The organism is Ignatzschineria sp. LJL83, assembly GCF_054871845.1.
This window is the reverse complement of record NZ_JBTXLY010000001.1, coordinates 384,726-400,331: the sequence shown is the minus strand read 5'-3', so window position 1 is coordinate 400,331 and position 15,606 is coordinate 384,726. Positions and strand designations below refer to the sequence as shown.

The following is a 15,606-nucleotide window of genomic DNA, read 5'->3' as shown; positions in this document are numbered from 1 at the left end:
AATATACAAATCTCTCTGGGGATAGATAATTTAATAAATCTCATTAGTCAGAAATAGATCGAATTAATCAATAATACAAATAAATATAATAATATTTATATAACTGTAAATAAGTAATTCATACAAAGGAGAATATAACACAAAGATTCTATTAATAAATACAAATTGTAAAAATAAATATTTTAATTAATTAAACTAATAATAATCACCACTTCAATTAACACTTAATAATATTAAACTACATAAATAAATCATTGTTACGCAACACCCCAAAGACTCTCATCAAAACACAAATTGAAAAATAAACCTTCAAAATCAATAATATAAACAATAACTACAAGTTGCTATACATGCCAAAACATTATTTATATATTACTTAATAATATAATATTAAAAAATTAAGACAATAAAAAAGAGCCCTAAGGCTCTTTAATTAAAATGTCATTATTTTATTCCTGTATGGATTCAAACTATTATTATCATGCTCTATATAGATAATACTAACTACTAACTACATTCTATCTAAAATATAGAACCTAATAAATATAAAACATACACACCAAATCACGAATGGATTACTTCACTTAACTACTAATTTAATACTAATAACAAATTAATAAGATAATAAATATAATTACGTCATATTAACTCGTATAGCTTAATAGAGATTCAACATTATATCCGTCTAATACGTTGTCATCGTGCAAATAAAGAAGATCCGCCAAGAAACAGATACCTTCCACCGTCGCTTCTTCCTTCTCGACCATCTGAATGATCGCCTTAATCGTTCCGCCTGTAGCTAATACATCATCTAAGATTACAACTTTGTCATCTTTAAGCACATCACCTTTATGCATTTCTTGAATATTATTACCATATTCCAAAGAGTAGGATACTTTATGGCACTCACGTGGTAATTTTCCTGGTTTACGCACCAATACTAAACGCACACCCGTATTAAATGCCACAGGCGCAGCAAAAATAAATCCACGTGCTTCCGGCGCTACAATCACAGTCGCGCCACACTCTTTGACAAACGTGCTCATACGTTCAATCGTTTCACGATACGCTTCGACACTATTAAGGAGCGGTGTAATATCTTTAAAATCGACACCTTCCACCGGAAAGTTTTGAATACGCGCAATATATTTCTTTAAGTCCATCTGTTCATTCCTAACGAATTTATTCTAAACATATAAAACAAAATTATAACACTGATCTGAATATCTACTCTTATTTCCTTAAAATCAAAAGGATTACTTGGAAATAATTACAATTATTTACCAATATTTAGTATACTTCACAGCCACAATGACGATTGAAAACCAACCCCACAACCGATATTCCTATAATGAAACAGCGTTCTAATACAATTATTTTCCTCTATCTTCTTCTTGCGATTATTTTAAGTCCTCTGCTCTACTACATGATGGAGCCTTATTCGCTGAGTTTACCGATTATTGAAAACTTACAGCTTGTGTTGTTAGGTATCGGCATCATCTATTCTCTTTGGCTCGCCAAAAAACAACAGGATTATCGGTTTTTTTGGCTTTGGATTACTCTGTTTTGGATTATATTACTCGGCAGAAGTATCAATTGGGGCAGAATTTATTTCCCTGGATATCCCCGGGAATATTACCGCCTTATCGGGCTGTGTCTTGTTTCTTTAGTCGTTCTTCCTTTAGCAATCAGAAAATATCGCCTGATACTCGTTTCCATTATCAAAACTTACGGTATTCCTTATAAAGTGATCGGTATCTTACTGATTCTTTTTCTACTTGCCGATCAAGCAGAACATCAACGTGCCTTATATCTATTTACGAATGATCTTATTCCCTTGCCCAATTATGAGTTACTTGAGGAAATTTTAGAGATCTTCTTTATGCTTGCGCTCTTTGGAGGGAATTTTTTCTATGTTTCAAAGTTCCAACAAGCAGCGCAATCTTCCCCAAACTCCTCTAAAATAGGAAATTCGATATCGCAATCTGCTATTTAAGTAAAATAAGGGAATCTATATTGTGAACGCTTCTTATAAAATCCTCTGTTTTGGTGAAATCTTATGGGATATTTTTCATCAAGATGAGAAAACTGCGAAAGTATTAGGCGGTGCGCCGAGTAATTTGAGCTATTTTTTTCACAAGCTCGGCGAATCGACACAATTCATATCACAAGTTGGGAATGATGAGCTAGGATTAGAAGCGATTCAACAACTGCAATCGCTACAAATTCCGCATATTATACCGACGTCGAATCTGCCGACCGGCACTGTGGATATTCAGATTCTTGATCATGAACCGCATTATCAATTTCAAACGCCGGCAGCGTGGGATGAGATTCCCTATTCTGATGCCGTAAAAAATGCCGGAATTCAGGCAAATCTCATCGCTTTTGGTTCTCTTGCTCAGAGAAATGAGCAAGAGAATAGTAGCTTTAAAACCCTACTTAAAATTTTAGAACACAATCCCGATGCGACACGGTTTTTAGATTTAAACTTAAGAGCGCCCTACTTTACAAATGAGAAAGTTTTAGAGCTTCTCAAGCTTGCAGATATTCTTAAAATCAATTTTGAAGAGTTTCAGTATCTAAAATCCCTATTCGATTTAGATTCTCTCTCCACTCGAGATGCGCTATTTCAGCTAATTCAACAGCTAAACCTGAACTTTATCATTCTGACATTAGGCGCTGAAGGAAGTATCGTGATGAGTGAAACCGACTATTCGGCGCAAAGTATTCAAAAAATCACATTGAATGATACTGTCGGCGCCGGCGATGCATTTTCTGCGGCATTTCTTACTGCTTTAAATCGAGGGGCATCCTTTGAAAACGCCCATGTTTTCGCCAATCGTTTTAGTAGTTATATTTGCACCCAGAAAGGTGCTTTTGTTCCTATTCCGGAATCATTTAAAGAAGCATTAACAACTTTTTCTGCTTGGTAATAGGTAATAGTAATACTCAGTAATCCCTATATTAATATCTTTAAACAAATACCACTAAACGAGCTCGATATATTCGAGCTCTTCTTCTGTAAGAGATTCATACCAATCTTCCCCAAAAATCTCTGCAGGATGTTGCGAGCGATCACTTCCATTCCCGCACAGCAATTGATTCCACGCACAAAGCCGATCACATCCCCAACAGATTCTTTCTGGTCTTTTCGGATGTTTAGGGATTCGTTGTTTCTTTTTTATATTCATCATTCTCTGCCCTAATCGCATCAACATATACATATACATATATATACATATACATATACATATACATATACATATATATAAAATAGAACGATACTTCCATCTCCACAATATAACTCAATGATTCATTGACTTATATAGTCCTAAATAGGTAATTCTTGGCAATTTAAAAATAAAACCGACCAAACATTATCATTCTTTCGCCTTCCTTCTTCTCTTATCCTTGTTCCTGTTATACTGTTTCATTAGAAAAATAATGTTCACGATCTTTACATTTTAAGTTGAGTAAAAAGTTTATGACAATAAAAATAGAACAAGGGGAAAAGCTTCGTGGTGCCGCAAAGACAGCACGAATTCCAATTAAAGTCGTTGCAGTACCAAAGGAAGAACGCATTCCAAAACCAGATTGGATTCGCGCAAAAATTCCAACCGGCAAACGCTTTAATGAAATCACCACTATTTTAAGAGAAAACAAGCTTCATTCCGTGTGTGAAGAAGCCGCTTGCCCAAATATTGGTGAATGTTTCAACCAAGGAACAGCAACCTTTATGATCATGGGCGATATCTGTACACGCCGTTGTCCTTTCTGTGATGTTGCACATGGTCGCCCAAATAATCTTGATTCAGAAGAGCCAAAACGCCTAGCGGAAACCGTAAAACTTCTGAATTTGGATTATGTTGTGATTACTTCCGTGGATCGTGATGATCTTCGTGATGGTGGCGCACAACATTTTGCAGATTGCATTACCGAAATTCGTAAAATTTCCCCGAAAACAAAAATTGAAATTTTAGTGCCGGATTTCCGAGGAAGAATGGATATCGCCGTCGATATTCTCACGCAAACGCCGCCGGATGTGCTCAATCATAATATGGAAACCGTTCCAAGATTATATAAGCAAGTTCGTCCCGGCGCGGATTATCATCACTCTTTAATGCTTCTCAAAAACTTCAAAGCAAAAAACCCCACTGTTCCGACAAAATCCGGATTAATGGTTGGCGTTGGCGAATCTGATGATGAGATGATGGAAGTGATGAAAATCATGCGAAATCACGCTATTGAAATGATCACTATTGGGCAGTATCTTCAGCCTTCCGGCGGACATTTAGCCGTTGATCGCTATGTCACACCGCAAACATTTAAAGATTATGAAGCAGAAGCATATCGTTTAGGCTTTAAGCTCGCGCATATCGGCCCAATGGTTCGCTCCAGCTACCATGCCGGCGATAATACGCTTGCCTAATACTTATATAGTGATGTATATAGCTATACCTAAATAGATCATTCAATCCCAAACCTATCATGAGGGCATGATAGGTTTTTTTATAGATTAAGAATCCCCTCAGATAATACGGAAATTCGTCATCAAAATGAGATAAAAATTTGCTAGAATTTACCGGCATTATTTAATACAAACTGAAAGGAAAACGAAAAATGCTCGCGATTTTTGATTTAGATGAAACCCTTATTGCCGGCGATTGTGTGTCATTATGGGGAACATGGCTCTGTGAGCAAGGTTATGTCAAAGATATTACGGCATTTGAAGCGCAAAATAAGTTTCTGATCGAAGCTTACCAAGCGCAAACCCTTAAACAGCAAGATTGCATTGATTGGCTACTCGAACCTGTTCAGCATCTTTCCATTACCGAGATTTCTCACTTAACGGAAGCTTTTGTGAAAGAGAAGATTGTGCCGATCGTCTACCCTGAAGGGCTTCAAACAATCCAATCCTTTCAAGACAAAGGCATTGAAACGATTATTATCTCAGCTTCCCCAAATATTTTAGTGCATCCCGTTGCCAAGCTCTGCTTCAATGTTTCCCAAGCATTTGGCGTTGAAGTTGCGGAACATGAAGGTTTCTATTTTGGTAATATTCTCGGCGATATTCCTTATCAAGCTGGGAAAATCAAAGTTTGTGAAAATTACTTATCTCATAAATTAAAACAAGAACTACAACAAGAAAACACGCAAGAAAATATGCCGATCTGCGCTGAAACACTCTCTCAATCCACCAAAAATATCATTCAAAACAGCTATTTTTATAGCGATTCTATTAATGATTTGCCTCTTTTAGAATGTGTGAAATATCCAAATACCGTCAATCCGGATGCAAAACTAAAAGCAATTGCCGAAGAGAACCATTGGCCGATTCATCATTTTTCGATCTAACGATTCATTTTAGTTGAAATTATGAATGTTCAAGAGTCACTAATCTTTTAGGATTGAAAAAATGTCTTATCCGGGCAATCTTCGCCAGCCCTTATTAAGAGTACAATTCGCATTACTGCTCTTTTAAGTATCGCACCTGTCGTATCAGAAAGCATCGGTTTTATTAACTGAATGTCATACGTTTTTTTATTTAAAATATATTCCCCATCATCATATCGCCCCTCAGCCCTACGACCCTCAGATATATAACTATAATACTTGTAACAAACTTCTGATTCACTCTCTGATACTTTCACTATTTTTATAGAAAAGGCCATTATGACTCCTTATGTTGTATTGTAATCTTCCCATTTTTTATACTTTTTAAAAGTAGAAGATTTTGTTAATTTATTGAAGCTGACCGGATTACACAGATCCAAACGCTGAATGAGATAGTTCATTATTATAAACCCTACAATTATTTTGCGTAACAAATAACCAATTCTGAAATACTCTCCGAATTTCAGGGAGTTATTTCTTACGTTAATTGCCGGCAATATGAAAGATAATTCCCTGTAATTATTTGTAATTTATACGGTTCTTTATATCGAGATTAAGATGCTAAAGTTCCTTTTTATAAAAGATTGGTGGCGCTATTTTATTAGTGATACAGTGACAAGATCAATTTCAAAGGCCTTTCAAAAAGTCTGTCTTCCCTGAGTTTTCCTAATCTTCTCGCAATGATCATTGAGGGGATTTAGATAAAATTCATAGAACATTCACCTGAAATCAAGAAGATAAAAAATAGAGAACTATATGAAACAAGAAGCTATTGTCATTGGCGCCGGAATGGTCGGCATTTCTATCGCTTGGCATCTACAAAAGAAAAACTTTCAAGTCACCGTTTTAGATCGCAAAGCACCGGGAGAAGAGACTTCTTACGGCAATGCCGGCCTTATTCAGCGAGAAGCGATTTACCCGCATCCTTTCCCACGTTCTGTAGGCGAAATTTTACGAGTAATTCCCAATAAAGACCTCGATATTCGCTATCGCCCTATGGCATTAATGCATTATCGTACGCCACTTTGGCAATACTTTAAATTCTCTGCGAAAAAGCCTTACGACAAGATTGTTGATGAATGGTCAACGCTTATTGAGCATTGCACTAAAGAGCATGAAGTGATCTTTACGGCAAGTAATGCGTCTGATCTCGTTCGCCAAAAAGGCTGGCTTCAGCTCTATCGCACGCAAGAGAGTTTAGATGCTCTTTTAAAATCATGGCCAAAATTGAAAGAAAAAGGCGTTGAATTCAAGGTTATTTCTCAAGAAGAACTTGCAGAATTAGAACCTGATTTAGATGCTTCGGCATTTGCCGGCGGTATTCATTGGCTCAATGCTTGGCAAGTAAAAAGCCCCGGCGATTTAGTAAAAGCATATGCGAAAAACTTCCAAGAAATGGGCGGAATCATTAAGCAATGTGATGTCACTGAAATCACTGAAAATGCTGATCAATCTTGGACAATTCAAACGATCTCTGAAGAAAACGATTCAAAAGGCGAAGCGGAAACATTGCAAACCAATAATCTTGTGATTGCAACAGGTCCTTGGACAACGGATCTTCTCTCGCCGTTAGGCTATGATTTCCCGCTCTTCCCGATGCGCGGTTATCATACACATTATCAGCCACAAGAAGGAAAATCCCTGCGTCACAGTATTTATGATGCGGATAATGGCTATCTTTTAGGGCCGCAAAAATTAGGCATTCGTCTCACAACCGGCGCGGAGTTTACCTTTATGGATGCCGATATTAAAGATGGACAACTCAAAGCAGACGAAGCCATTGCCCGCGAAATTTTCCCATTAGATAAAGCGGTAGAAGAAACACCGTGGTTTGGTCATCGCCCTTGCTTGCCGGATATGAAACCAATCATCGGCCGAGCACCAAAACACAATAATCTCTGGCTTGCTTTCGGGCATGCGCATCAAGGATTTACGTTAGGACCGGCAACAGGTAGATTACTCAGCGAAATGATGAATCAGGAAAAACCCTACATTGATCCAAAACCATTCTCGGCAATGCGTTTTTCATCATAAGTAGCCGTGAAGCTTCAGGAAGAAGTTCTTTCAGAAATTCTTAAAGAAGATTTCATCATCAAACAAAAACCCCGAAGTATTATTACTTTGGGGTTTCTTTTTACAGATTAGATAATGATCTTCATCTTATAACGTTAATTCAGGGCTGACTCAGCGCTGGGACGAATGTTTGCATGCTTCTATCAATCCCGTGCCAGCTATATAAATCCTTTCTCATCTTCTATCAGGACTACTGTTTCTGCGATCACTATTTCCATGATTAAATCGCTTACCACGATTACCGATTCGGGATTCATTGGCTTGATGATAATGCGAAATTAACGATCTTAGAGCTTGCTTCATATGGCGATCTTCTCTTAAACCTCGAACTCTAATTCTCATGATGAATCTCCTCTTCAACTGGCTCTGATCTCTTTTTAACCTTTTCTAAATGCTCACTTGAAAGATTTGCCCAATCAATATCTTTGGTAAAGATCATCGCCGAGCCGATAGCAAAGAAAAGTAACAGTGAACCTAACAGCAAGCTATACGCTTCGCCTTTGAGCAGAATGTAGAGCACCGTATAAAGTAGGATTAATAATCCCGTAAAAATCAGGCTGAGTTTTCGGTTTTTCAGCGCACTTTGCATGTAATAACTGATCAAACTGATACATAACAGCGAGCCAATGATATACGCCCAGAAAAAGCCAAGATGTTCCGATAACGAGATTAACAATAAGAAAAAGAGCAACAGCGCGATTCCCACTAACGTATATTGCATCGGATGAATTTGTACTTTTCTCACGATTTCAAAGATAAAGAAGCCGGCAAAGGTTAAAGCGATAAACAAAATGGCATATTTAATCGCACGATCACTTTGACGATAATGATCTACAGGATCAATTAAGCTCACACCAAAACTATTCACTTTAATGCTTTTATCGGTCTCAAAACGCTCTTCCAGAAGTTTTGGCGTGATATTTGAAAACTTGCTCACTTCCCAAAAAGCCTGAAAACCGCTGCTAGAAATCCCTCGCTCTTTCGGCAATGAATCGCCGATAAAACTCGGATGTGGCCATGCGCTTTCGAGAGAAACTGTTGTGGCTTGCCCTGTTGCCGTAAATTCCAAACTTCCCGTTCCCGATAATGATAAATCCACATTGAAATTTAAAATTGCGCCATCTCGTAAACTCGCTGAATCAATGCTGCCTTTCACGCCTTCCGATAAATAGCCTTGTCCGCTTAACGGAAAGAGATCTAAGGTTTGTGAACCGAGCTTCACTTGCGTTTGATTACCGATTCCTCGAATATCAGACATTTTCAATGCCAAATACGGTTCGCCTACTTTATAAGTTGTATTGTTCAGCACGTTTTTAGAAAAATCTTCCGGTATTTTAAAATTCCCCGAAAGTTTGCCGATAAATGTATATAAATTCGTTTTATAAATACTGCGATATCGCTCTTCCGTGAGCAATTCGCCGGTAATATCGAGCTGCTCAGGAAAGAGATAGTAATGATGAGTCTTCAAATAAGACTTTTTCGCGCTATCTTTATCGTAATAGTAAGTCGTATAAGGAATCACAATAACGGGGCCGGCAAAGGTTTGCGATTTCACAGAACTACTCGCAATTTCAGCTTCTACAGACTCTTTCAAGGTCATGCGCTCGCTCACCAAAACACTCAACATACCAACACCGACCAATAGCAAAAACCCAATCACAACAATCGATACGACTTTATAACCTAACTTTTCCATTCTTGTTCCTTCATCAATATTAAGATGAAGCTATCTTGCATAACGCTTATGAAGAGATGATGAGCGTATTGTGTCTTTTATGTGAAGATGCTGGAAAGTTGGTTTTAGAATTTTTTATTGCCGAGCAAAAGCTGATGCAAAGCTGGATCGGATGTTTGCATGCTTCTCAATATCCCGCGCCAGCGAGATCAGTTCTTTTATGGCTTTAAGCCATTTTTTTACTTTGAACTTCAACATAAATATGAAGGATTTCAGTTTCCGAAAATGTGATTGCCGAAAAAAAGCTGATGCAAAGCTGGGGCGAATGTTTGCATGCTTTTTAATATCCCGTGCCAGCAAAACAAGCTATTTTAGCATTTTTACCTTTTCTTTTTCTTTGAACTTCACCCCAAATATCCCAATCTTAATGCCGGAATCTTGGGAGAATAATCTCCACATTGACGCCCTGAACTTGGGAAGGAGTTTCCGATGACGAAGCTTCATTCGCTGACGATGAAGTTCGATTTTCCACGCGCATTTCCCCTTGATGTAACGCAATTACTTCCTTCACAAAGTTCAATCCTAATCCCGTACTTTTCTCGCCGGAATCAGGTCTTGGTAAGGAATAGAAACGCTCATATAATCGAATAAGCGCATATTCTGGAATGAGAGAACCTTCATTAAAAATATTGAGATGAATCTCCGCATCTTTTGCCATTGCCGTAATCTTTAAAACGCCATTTTCCGGCATAAAATCGATCGCATTATGAATAATATTTAAGAGCGCTTGTTTCATTAAAAAGGGATCGCCCAGAAATTGAAGATTATCCGAAATATCCATCTCCACAATGAGGGACTTTTGCTGAATTAATGCCGTAAAACTCTCTAAAACCTCCAATAATAACTCAGATAATTGCAAAACTTTGGGAGATTCCAAAGTTTGTGTCTGCTCAATCATACTTAATCGTAATACTCGATCGATTAAGTTTTGTAAGCGCTCACTTTCTCGATCAATATTTTGAATAAAGAGCTGTTTTGTATCTGCATCAAGATCGCCTTGTAACAATTCACTCGCGCCACGAATCGCTGATAACGGGCTTTTTAGCTCATGTGTTAAGGTATTCACATAATTTTCGATATACTCTTTGCCGTCAAGTTCCGCTCGTAAATTCGATAATGTCGATGTTAAAACATTGAGATCTTTTCCATAGAATTTCGGCGGGATTTCTCGCTCGCCCTTCCCCAGTTTCTTCGCATAATCAATGAGTTTTCGAAAAGAAACTCCAAGCCACCACGATAAAATCGCTCCTAATATCAGGCTACTGGCAAAGAGAATTAAAGCAAAATAGACAAGCTCCGATTTCGCATTATCAATATAAACATCGGCCGTTTGATTGGATTTCGATACCGTTAAAACACCAATAATCTCTTCATCTTGATAGATCGGTGCGCCGACAAACATGGTGGAAGCGTACTTTTCACCTTTCGAGTTTTCCTTTGAGGTGCTTCTCGCACCATATTCTCCTCGAAGTGTGAGGTTCACATCTCGCCAATTAGAATAATCCTCGCCAACTGCTATTCCTGTTGAATCAAAGAGGACAATACCATTGTGATCGGTAATGTACATTTGCAGATTCACATCTTGTTTTTCCATTCCCCAAATATTGGCTTTGGGATTTCTTCCTTGATAATTCACCATTTTTTGTGCTAAATCATCGCTGTTTAATGCTCCATTTTGAAAATCCAAAGTGACAACTTCCGCAAAAAAGTTCGCCGTATCCACAAGGGTTTCTTCCGTTGTTTGCCGAATGCTTGGATACACTTGCCGAGAAAAAAGGTGCACCATGAAATATCCGCAAAGCACCACAAAAAAGAGATAGAAAATAAAGATTCGTTTCGATAATGCCATGCTTACAATTCCTCATCTTCAAAGCTATAACCAAAACCGCGATGCGTTTTAATCACTTCAAGCTCGGCATTTTCGTCTCGTAATTTCGCGCGAATCGATTTGATATGCGTATCCACCGTTCTTTCATAGCCAGAATCCAAAGAAACGCCCACGGCATTTAAGAGCTGATCTCGGCTTAATACATGCTTTGGATGCGCTAATAGATGCGCAAAAATCTGATATTCGTGCCGAGTCAATGGCAATCTTTTGCCGGCATAAAAAATGGATGCTTGATCATGATCCACCTTGAAACGTGCTGAAGATTCCCTATCCGATAAACTATGTTCGTTCCCCGATTTTGATTCTAATTCTGATGCCGATACTGACGCTGATGTTGATGTTGATGCTGAAAACGCTTCCGGCATTTTGAGCGCATCCGATAACTGCATTCGTTTTAAAATCACTTTAATGCGCGCGACTAATTCTCGGGGGCTAAAAGGCTTCGCCATATAATCATCAGCTCCAATTTCTAATCCCACAATGCGATCAATTTCACTATCTCTTGCCGTTAAAAAAATCACGGGAATATCGGAAAACTTTCGCAAGGATTTACACACTTCAAAGCCATTCATATCCGGCAATCCCACATCTAATACCCAGAAATCATAAGGGGAATCCTGCTGTTTCTCTAAGGCAGATGTGCCTAAAGTGACCCAATCGCATGAAAACCCTTCTTGCTTGAGCGCAAATATAATCGTGTCAGCAATGCTTTTTTCATCTTCAACTAATAAAATTTTTGTCATGGGAAACCTATCAAACCTATTTTCAGGAACATCAACTGCCGTGTTAAATCAGAAATTCAAATAAAACAAAATCATCAATCCATTGATAAGATCACTTTTAAATCTTTGATGCCGTTCTTTTTGCATCATTTTTAATGTGTGTTATCAAATTCTTATAAAAGATTTATACCGCTTGATAAAAGCTCTATAATGTTCTTATTAATTTTCAATATAAAATAGTAAGCTATTTATAACGATTGTTTATCACAATCTTTTATAACAATAAGTGATTCATTTTAAATAAATCACTTCGTATGGCTTATTATATTCTTTCCAAATATCATTGCCGTATTAAAACAAGCGAGTAAATTTATGAATAAAGATGATAAAGCTTTAGAAAACGTTCAACCAATCGAGATGGATTCTACGGAAATTGCCGTATTTGATAAAGGCAAAGAACCTGAGCAAACAGAAAAAGATATTATTCGTATCAACGCCATTAGTGACACGATTAATATTCATCAGCCGGCTGAAGTACTTGCTTATGGCGTAAAACCGATGTCTGAAATCGCAAAATTTGCCGATACGTTACTGAGCGATGTGAAAGGTAAAGATTCCGGCGCAGTAGGCGATCAGCTCACTTCTTTAATCATGAAAATTCGTGAATATGATCCGCTTTCTATTGAAGAAAAGAGCGGGAATTTTCTCGCAAACTTGCCGATTATCGGAAGCTTTTTCCAAAAAGGCGTTAAGAAAAAAATTGATCATATGAGCCTTACATCGCAAGTCGATACCATTGCGAGCCATTTAGATAACTCGATGGTGAATCTTTTAAGAGATAATGAGCGCCTTGAACAGCTCTATTTGAAAAACTTCGAATACTATAAAGAAGTGAGCTTATTTGTAGAAGCTGGGAAACAGAAAGTGATCGAGCTTAAAAATACAGAGCTTCCGGCATTACAAAAAGCAGCAGAAGATTCTAAAGACCTTTTAGATGCGCAAAAACTGAAAGATCTCATGGAGAATATCAACCGTTTTGAGCGCCGTATTCACGACTTAGAACTCTCTAAAACCATCTCGATGCAAACAGCACCGCAAATTCGTATTATCCAAAATAATAACCAACAACTGGCAGAGAAAATTCAAGGCAGTATTCTCTCAACGCTTCCTGTTTGGAAGAGCCAAATCGTGTTATCGCTCTCTTTAGATGAGCAAGGAAAAGCGGCGAAACTGCAAAAAGATGTATCAGATACCACCAATGAACTTCTTCGCAAAAATGCCGAAATCCTACAACAAAACAGTATTTCTACAGCGCAAGAAGTGGAACGTTCTATTGTCGATATTGAAACCATTCGTGAAGTACAAACTCGCTTGGTAGATACCATCGAAGAAACCATGCGCATCGCAACAGAAGCACGTCAGCGCCGTTCTGAAGTGGAAAAAGAACTTGGAGAAATGGAAGATAATCTACGTACTCGCATTACCTCTGTGGTTGAGAAATATAACTAGTTTCAAGCCAACTTAAAACAGCTTGTAGTAATTGAAAATAAGCACTAAACCCAAGTTTTGAATCATACATTACATGAATTTAAACTTGGGTTTTTGCTTCATAGTTTCTGTTTAATGTTGTACTGCCGACACGAGATATTCAAAAGCATGTAAGCATTAGAACCCACAATGAATTAGCCTTCATTTTACCATTGAGCTTTATTAAACCAATTTCCCTATATACAACAAATTCGTTAAACTAACTGCATTATAAAATAGAGATAAAATCCTCAGAGATGATGAATATGAAAGATCACGATTACACGAATGACCCGAAACTTCCTTTTGAATCGAGAACGCCGGCACAATCTCATTCAAAATTTAGCTCTAAAGAGATTCATCAGCAACGCGCTCATAATGCGCCTAAAAAACAGGAAAATCGCTATATTGAAGAAGATATCTTTGATGGTTTAAGCGGTGCATTTAGTCGTGGCGTTGCCGGCGTTAAAGCAACTTTTGACCGAATGATTGATCATTCCAAAGCATTTTTAGCGGCAATGGGCGTACAAATTGCCACTTTTTTTGTGCCTTCAAAAATTGATCTCACGATGGGTTTTACCTTTCTGACAACCTATCTTGGCTTTATTATGCTCTTCCCTTCCAGACCAAATCGCTTTGCGTTAGGCGTGGGAATCATTGCCGGTTTACTCATGATTTTAAGCGGACTTTGGCCATTAGCGGCCATCATTGCCGGATTAGTTGCCGCCATTTCCGGCATCCGCGATAGCAATATTCCGAACAAAGCCTTTTGGTTCACAATTCCCTTCTCTCTTCTTCTCATTATTGGGAGCGTTGCGTGGAATGATCAATCTATTTGGGGCATTATTCCTACATTCACATTAGCTGGATTATCGGTAACAACGTTATTTGGGCTCTTCGCACCGAAAAACATTCGCCGGAAGTTTAGCTATTTCTTCATGTCTGAATCTGAAAAACTCGCCTATCAAGAAGAAGAGAAAGAGATTCAAGCAGCGTTAAAAGCGTTAGAAGAAGCAAATCTTTTAAAAGCGCAAAAAGCACAGAAATATGCACTATTTGGTCGTCATATTGAGTTATTAGAAAAAATTGAAGTGCAAGTTACAAAGCTTCCTGATGATTTAGCCGATCAAGTGGTAGAAATTGGGATTTCTTCCGTAAACATTATTAAATCTATGGAGAGCGATCCCCGTGATGTGCTCATTGGCGGACGATTCCTCAATCGTTATTTGCCGATCATTCATGAAAATCTCACCAAATATATTACAGTTGCGCAATATGCGCCGGTAGAAACAAAAGAAGAACTGCACAAAGATATTTTAAAATCCGTGAATACTTTGCAACAAGCCTTTGAACAGCTCGCTTTTGAGCTCGTTGAAAATGATCTACATGATCTTAAAATCGATATGAATGTGATTGATACCTTAGTAAGAAGCCAAGGATTTGAAGTTAAAAAGTAATATTGTTAATGCGATCGTTTTAGAATTTTAAACCAAATTCACGATACTTTTTAATGCTGCTTCCCTAAAACTATCGTCCTAAAGCTATTTTCTTAAAACGATGGCTTCTAAGCTTCGATCATCAAATTGATAGAATTTCGGCTTTTTCGGCAAGATTTTCACTTGAACCGTAGCGCCGATTAGTCTTGATATATCGTCATCGTCAAAGGGAATCGGATCAGAAATATAGTCATAAACCTTATTCGAAAGTAACGGCTGATATTCCGCTTTCAGGCTAATCCGTTCCCCCTTGGGAATAATCGCCGTGATTTTCGCTGAAACAAACTTCCCTTCTGTTTGTAGCTTCTTGATGCCTCTCTCTTTTTGATACGCCTTATAAACGCTTCTACAGACATATATCCCAAATGCCGAAACGGCAAAGCCATAAAAATAGAGAAAGGCAACAGCGCCATAAGCGCCTTTATTATTTAAAGTGGCGCTTAAAGCTGGATTCATATCTGGCTGATAATAGACAGGAACGGTTTCACCTACCGTAAAAACCGTGCCGTTGAAAGATGCGCGATAAAAAAACTCATGAGTTTCTCCGGCAAGATCAGTAAATCTCACCATCGCTTCTGACATATTCGGACTATTATCCGCATCAATAATCATACCAAGAACTTCCTGACTCGATAGCTGTTGCAAAATCTGCGTAATCAGAATATTCGTGCCTTCAAATAGCGCATAAAATCCGGAGAAAAAGCCGAGGATCAAAGCACCTAGATAAATGATGCCGAAAAAGCTACCTAATAAATTTCCCACGCTTTT

At 38.0% G+C, this 15,606-nt stretch carries 15 protein-coding genes; 7 read left to right on the top strand and 8 right to left on the bottom strand.

Annotated features, from left to right (window positions below; translation table 11 throughout):
- Positions 1-644 precede the first annotated feature (644 nt).
- Positions 645-1,163: an adenine phosphoribosyltransferase gene (locus ACYSN2_RS01720; RefSeq protein WP_461748518.1), complete on the bottom strand. Its 519-nt coding sequence runs from the start codon at positions 1,161-1,163 to the stop codon at positions 645-647.
- 188 nt (positions 1,164-1,351) lie between these two features.
- Between ACYSN2_RS01720 and ACYSN2_RS01715 the strand changes: the two genes are divergently transcribed.
- Both ACYSN2_RS01715 and ACYSN2_RS01710 read left to right on the top strand, forming a co-directional pair.
- Positions 1,352-1,996 (top strand): hypothetical protein, encoded by a 645-nt coding sequence (locus ACYSN2_RS01715; protein ID WP_461748517.1) that lies wholly within the window; start codon positions 1,352-1,354, stop codon positions 1,994-1,996.
- Between the two features lie 22 nt (positions 1,997-2,018).
- Entirely contained in the window at positions 2,019-2,936 is a 918-nt protein-coding gene (locus ACYSN2_RS01710; RefSeq protein WP_461748516.1) for a PfkB family carbohydrate kinase, read from the top strand.
- A gap of 54 nt (positions 2,937-2,990) precedes the next feature.
- On the opposite strand, the gene ACYSN2_RS01705 is transcribed toward ACYSN2_RS01710, so the two are convergent.
- Entirely contained in the window at positions 2,991-3,194 is a 204-nt protein-coding gene (locus tag ACYSN2_RS01705; RefSeq protein ID WP_461748559.1) for a DUF3079 domain-containing protein, read from the bottom strand.
- A gap of 293 nt (positions 3,195-3,487) precedes the next feature.
- Between ACYSN2_RS01705 and lipA the strand changes: the two genes are divergently transcribed.
- A complete protein-coding gene (gene lipA / locus ACYSN2_RS01700) occupies positions 3,488-4,432 on the top strand; it encodes a lipoyl synthase (RefSeq protein WP_461748515.1) in 945 nt (314 codons plus the stop codon).
- A gap of 191 nt (positions 4,433-4,623) precedes the next feature.
- On the top strand, positions 4,624-5,358 hold the full coding sequence (locus tag ACYSN2_RS01695) for an HAD family hydrolase (RefSeq protein ID WP_461748514.1): 735 nt from the start codon (positions 4,624-4,626) through the stop codon (positions 5,356-5,358).
- A 47-nt stretch (positions 5,359-5,405) separates the two neighbouring features.
- Here the strand turns inward: ACYSN2_RS01695 and ACYSN2_RS01690 are convergent, their stop codons facing one another.
- Complete coding sequence (locus tag ACYSN2_RS01690) at positions 5,406-5,675, bottom strand: hypothetical protein (RefSeq protein ID WP_461748513.1); 270 nt, start codon at positions 5,673-5,675, stop codon at positions 5,406-5,408.
- Positions 5,676-6,153: 478 nt separating this feature from the next.
- Between ACYSN2_RS01690 and ACYSN2_RS01685 the strand changes: the two genes are divergently transcribed.
- The gene (locus ACYSN2_RS01685; RefSeq protein WP_461748512.1) at positions 6,154-7,431 is read left to right on the top strand and encodes an NAD(P)/FAD-dependent oxidoreductase; all 1,278 of its coding nucleotides are present in this window, start codon (positions 6,154-6,156) and stop codon (positions 7,429-7,431) included.
- Between the two features lie 213 nt (positions 7,432-7,644).
- On the opposite strand, the gene ACYSN2_RS01680 is transcribed toward ACYSN2_RS01685, so the two are convergent.
- The 4 genes from ACYSN2_RS01680 to creB all read right to left on the bottom strand — a co-directional run bounded on the left by ACYSN2_RS01680 (position 7,645) and on the right by creB (position 11,836).
- The gene (locus tag ACYSN2_RS01680; protein WP_461748511.1) at positions 7,645-7,812 is read right to left on the bottom strand and encodes a hypothetical protein; all 168 of its coding nucleotides are present in this window, start codon (positions 7,810-7,812) and stop codon (positions 7,645-7,647) included.
- Positions 7,802-9,166 (bottom strand): cell envelope integrity protein CreD, encoded by a 1,365-nt coding sequence (gene creD, locus ACYSN2_RS01675; protein WP_461748510.1) that lies wholly within the window; start codon positions 9,164-9,166, stop codon positions 7,802-7,804. The genes ACYSN2_RS01680 and creD overlap by 11 nt, the downstream gene beginning before the upstream one ends.
- A 403-nt stretch (positions 9,167-9,569) precedes the next feature.
- A complete protein-coding gene (gene creC / locus ACYSN2_RS01670) occupies positions 9,570-11,054 on the bottom strand; it encodes a two-component system sensor histidine kinase CreC (protein ID WP_461748509.1) in 1,485 nt (494 codons plus the stop codon).
- A gap of 2 nt (positions 11,055-11,056) precedes the next feature.
- A complete protein-coding gene (creB, locus tag ACYSN2_RS01665) occupies positions 11,057-11,836 on the bottom strand; it encodes a two-component system response regulator CreB (RefSeq protein ID WP_461748508.1) in 780 nt (259 codons plus the stop codon).
- Between the two features lie 396 nt (positions 11,837-12,232).
- Between creB and ACYSN2_RS01660 the strand changes: the two genes are divergently transcribed.
- Positions 12,233-13,324 (top strand): toxic anion resistance protein, encoded by a 1,092-nt coding sequence (locus ACYSN2_RS01660; protein ID WP_461748558.1) that lies wholly within the window; start codon positions 12,233-12,235, stop codon positions 13,322-13,324.
- 284 nt (positions 13,325-13,608) lie between these two features.
- Entirely contained in the window at positions 13,609-14,799 is a 1,191-nt protein-coding gene (locus ACYSN2_RS01655; RefSeq protein WP_461748507.1) for a 5-bromo-4-chloroindolyl phosphate hydrolysis family protein, read from the top strand.
- An 84-nt stretch (positions 14,800-14,883) separates the two neighbouring features.
- Here ACYSN2_RS01655 and ACYSN2_RS01650 read toward each other — a convergent pair whose 3' ends face one another.
- Positions 14,884-15,600 (bottom strand): DUF3592 domain-containing protein, encoded by a 717-nt coding sequence (locus ACYSN2_RS01650; protein WP_461748506.1) that lies wholly within the window; start codon positions 15,598-15,600, stop codon positions 14,884-14,886.
- Positions 15,601-15,606 lie beyond the last annotated feature (6 nt).

Bases quoted from the DNA above. Each gene is read 5' to 3' on its own strand.
- ACYSN2_RS01720 (WP_461748518.1), bottom strand. From the start codon at position 1,163: ATGGACTTAAAGAAATATATTGCGCGTATTCAAAACTTTCCGGTGGAA.
- ACYSN2_RS01715 (WP_461748517.1), top strand. From the start codon at position 1,352: ATGAAACAGCGTTCTAATACAATTATTTTCCTCTATCTTCTTCTTGCG.
- ACYSN2_RS01705 (WP_461748559.1), bottom strand. From the start codon at position 3,194: ATGAATATAAAAAAGAAACAACGAATCCCTAAACATCCGAAAAGACCA.
- lipA (WP_461748515.1), top strand. From the start codon at position 3,488: ATGACAATAAAAATAGAACAAGGGGAAAAGCTTCGTGGTGCCGCAAAG.
- ACYSN2_RS01695 (WP_461748514.1), top strand. From the start codon at position 4,624: ATGCTCGCGATTTTTGATTTAGATGAAACCCTTATTGCCGGCGATTGT.
- ACYSN2_RS01690 (WP_461748513.1), bottom strand. From the start codon at position 5,675: ATGGCCTTTTCTATAAAAATAGTGAAAGTATCAGAGAGTGAATCAGAA.
- ACYSN2_RS01685 (WP_461748512.1), top strand. From the start codon at position 6,154: ATGAAACAAGAAGCTATTGTCATTGGCGCCGGAATGGTCGGCATTTCT.
- ACYSN2_RS01680 (WP_461748511.1), bottom strand. From the start codon at position 7,812: ATGAGAATTAGAGTTCGAGGTTTAAGAGAAGATCGCCATATGAAGCAA.
- creD (WP_461748510.1), bottom strand. From the start codon at position 9,166: ATGGAAAAGTTAGGTTATAAAGTCGTATCGATTGTTGTGATTGGGTTT.
- creC (WP_461748509.1), bottom strand. From the start codon at position 11,054: ATGGCATTATCGAAACGAATCTTTATTTTCTATCTCTTTTTTGTGGTG.
- creB (WP_461748508.1), bottom strand. From the start codon at position 11,836: ATGACAAAAATTTTATTAGTTGAAGATGAAAAAAGCATTGCTGACACG.
- ACYSN2_RS01660 (WP_461748558.1), top strand. From the start codon at position 12,233: ATGGATTCTACGGAAATTGCCGTATTTGATAAAGGCAAAGAACCTGAG.
- ACYSN2_RS01655 (WP_461748507.1), top strand. From the start codon at position 13,609: ATGAAAGATCACGATTACACGAATGACCCGAAACTTCCTTTTGAATCG.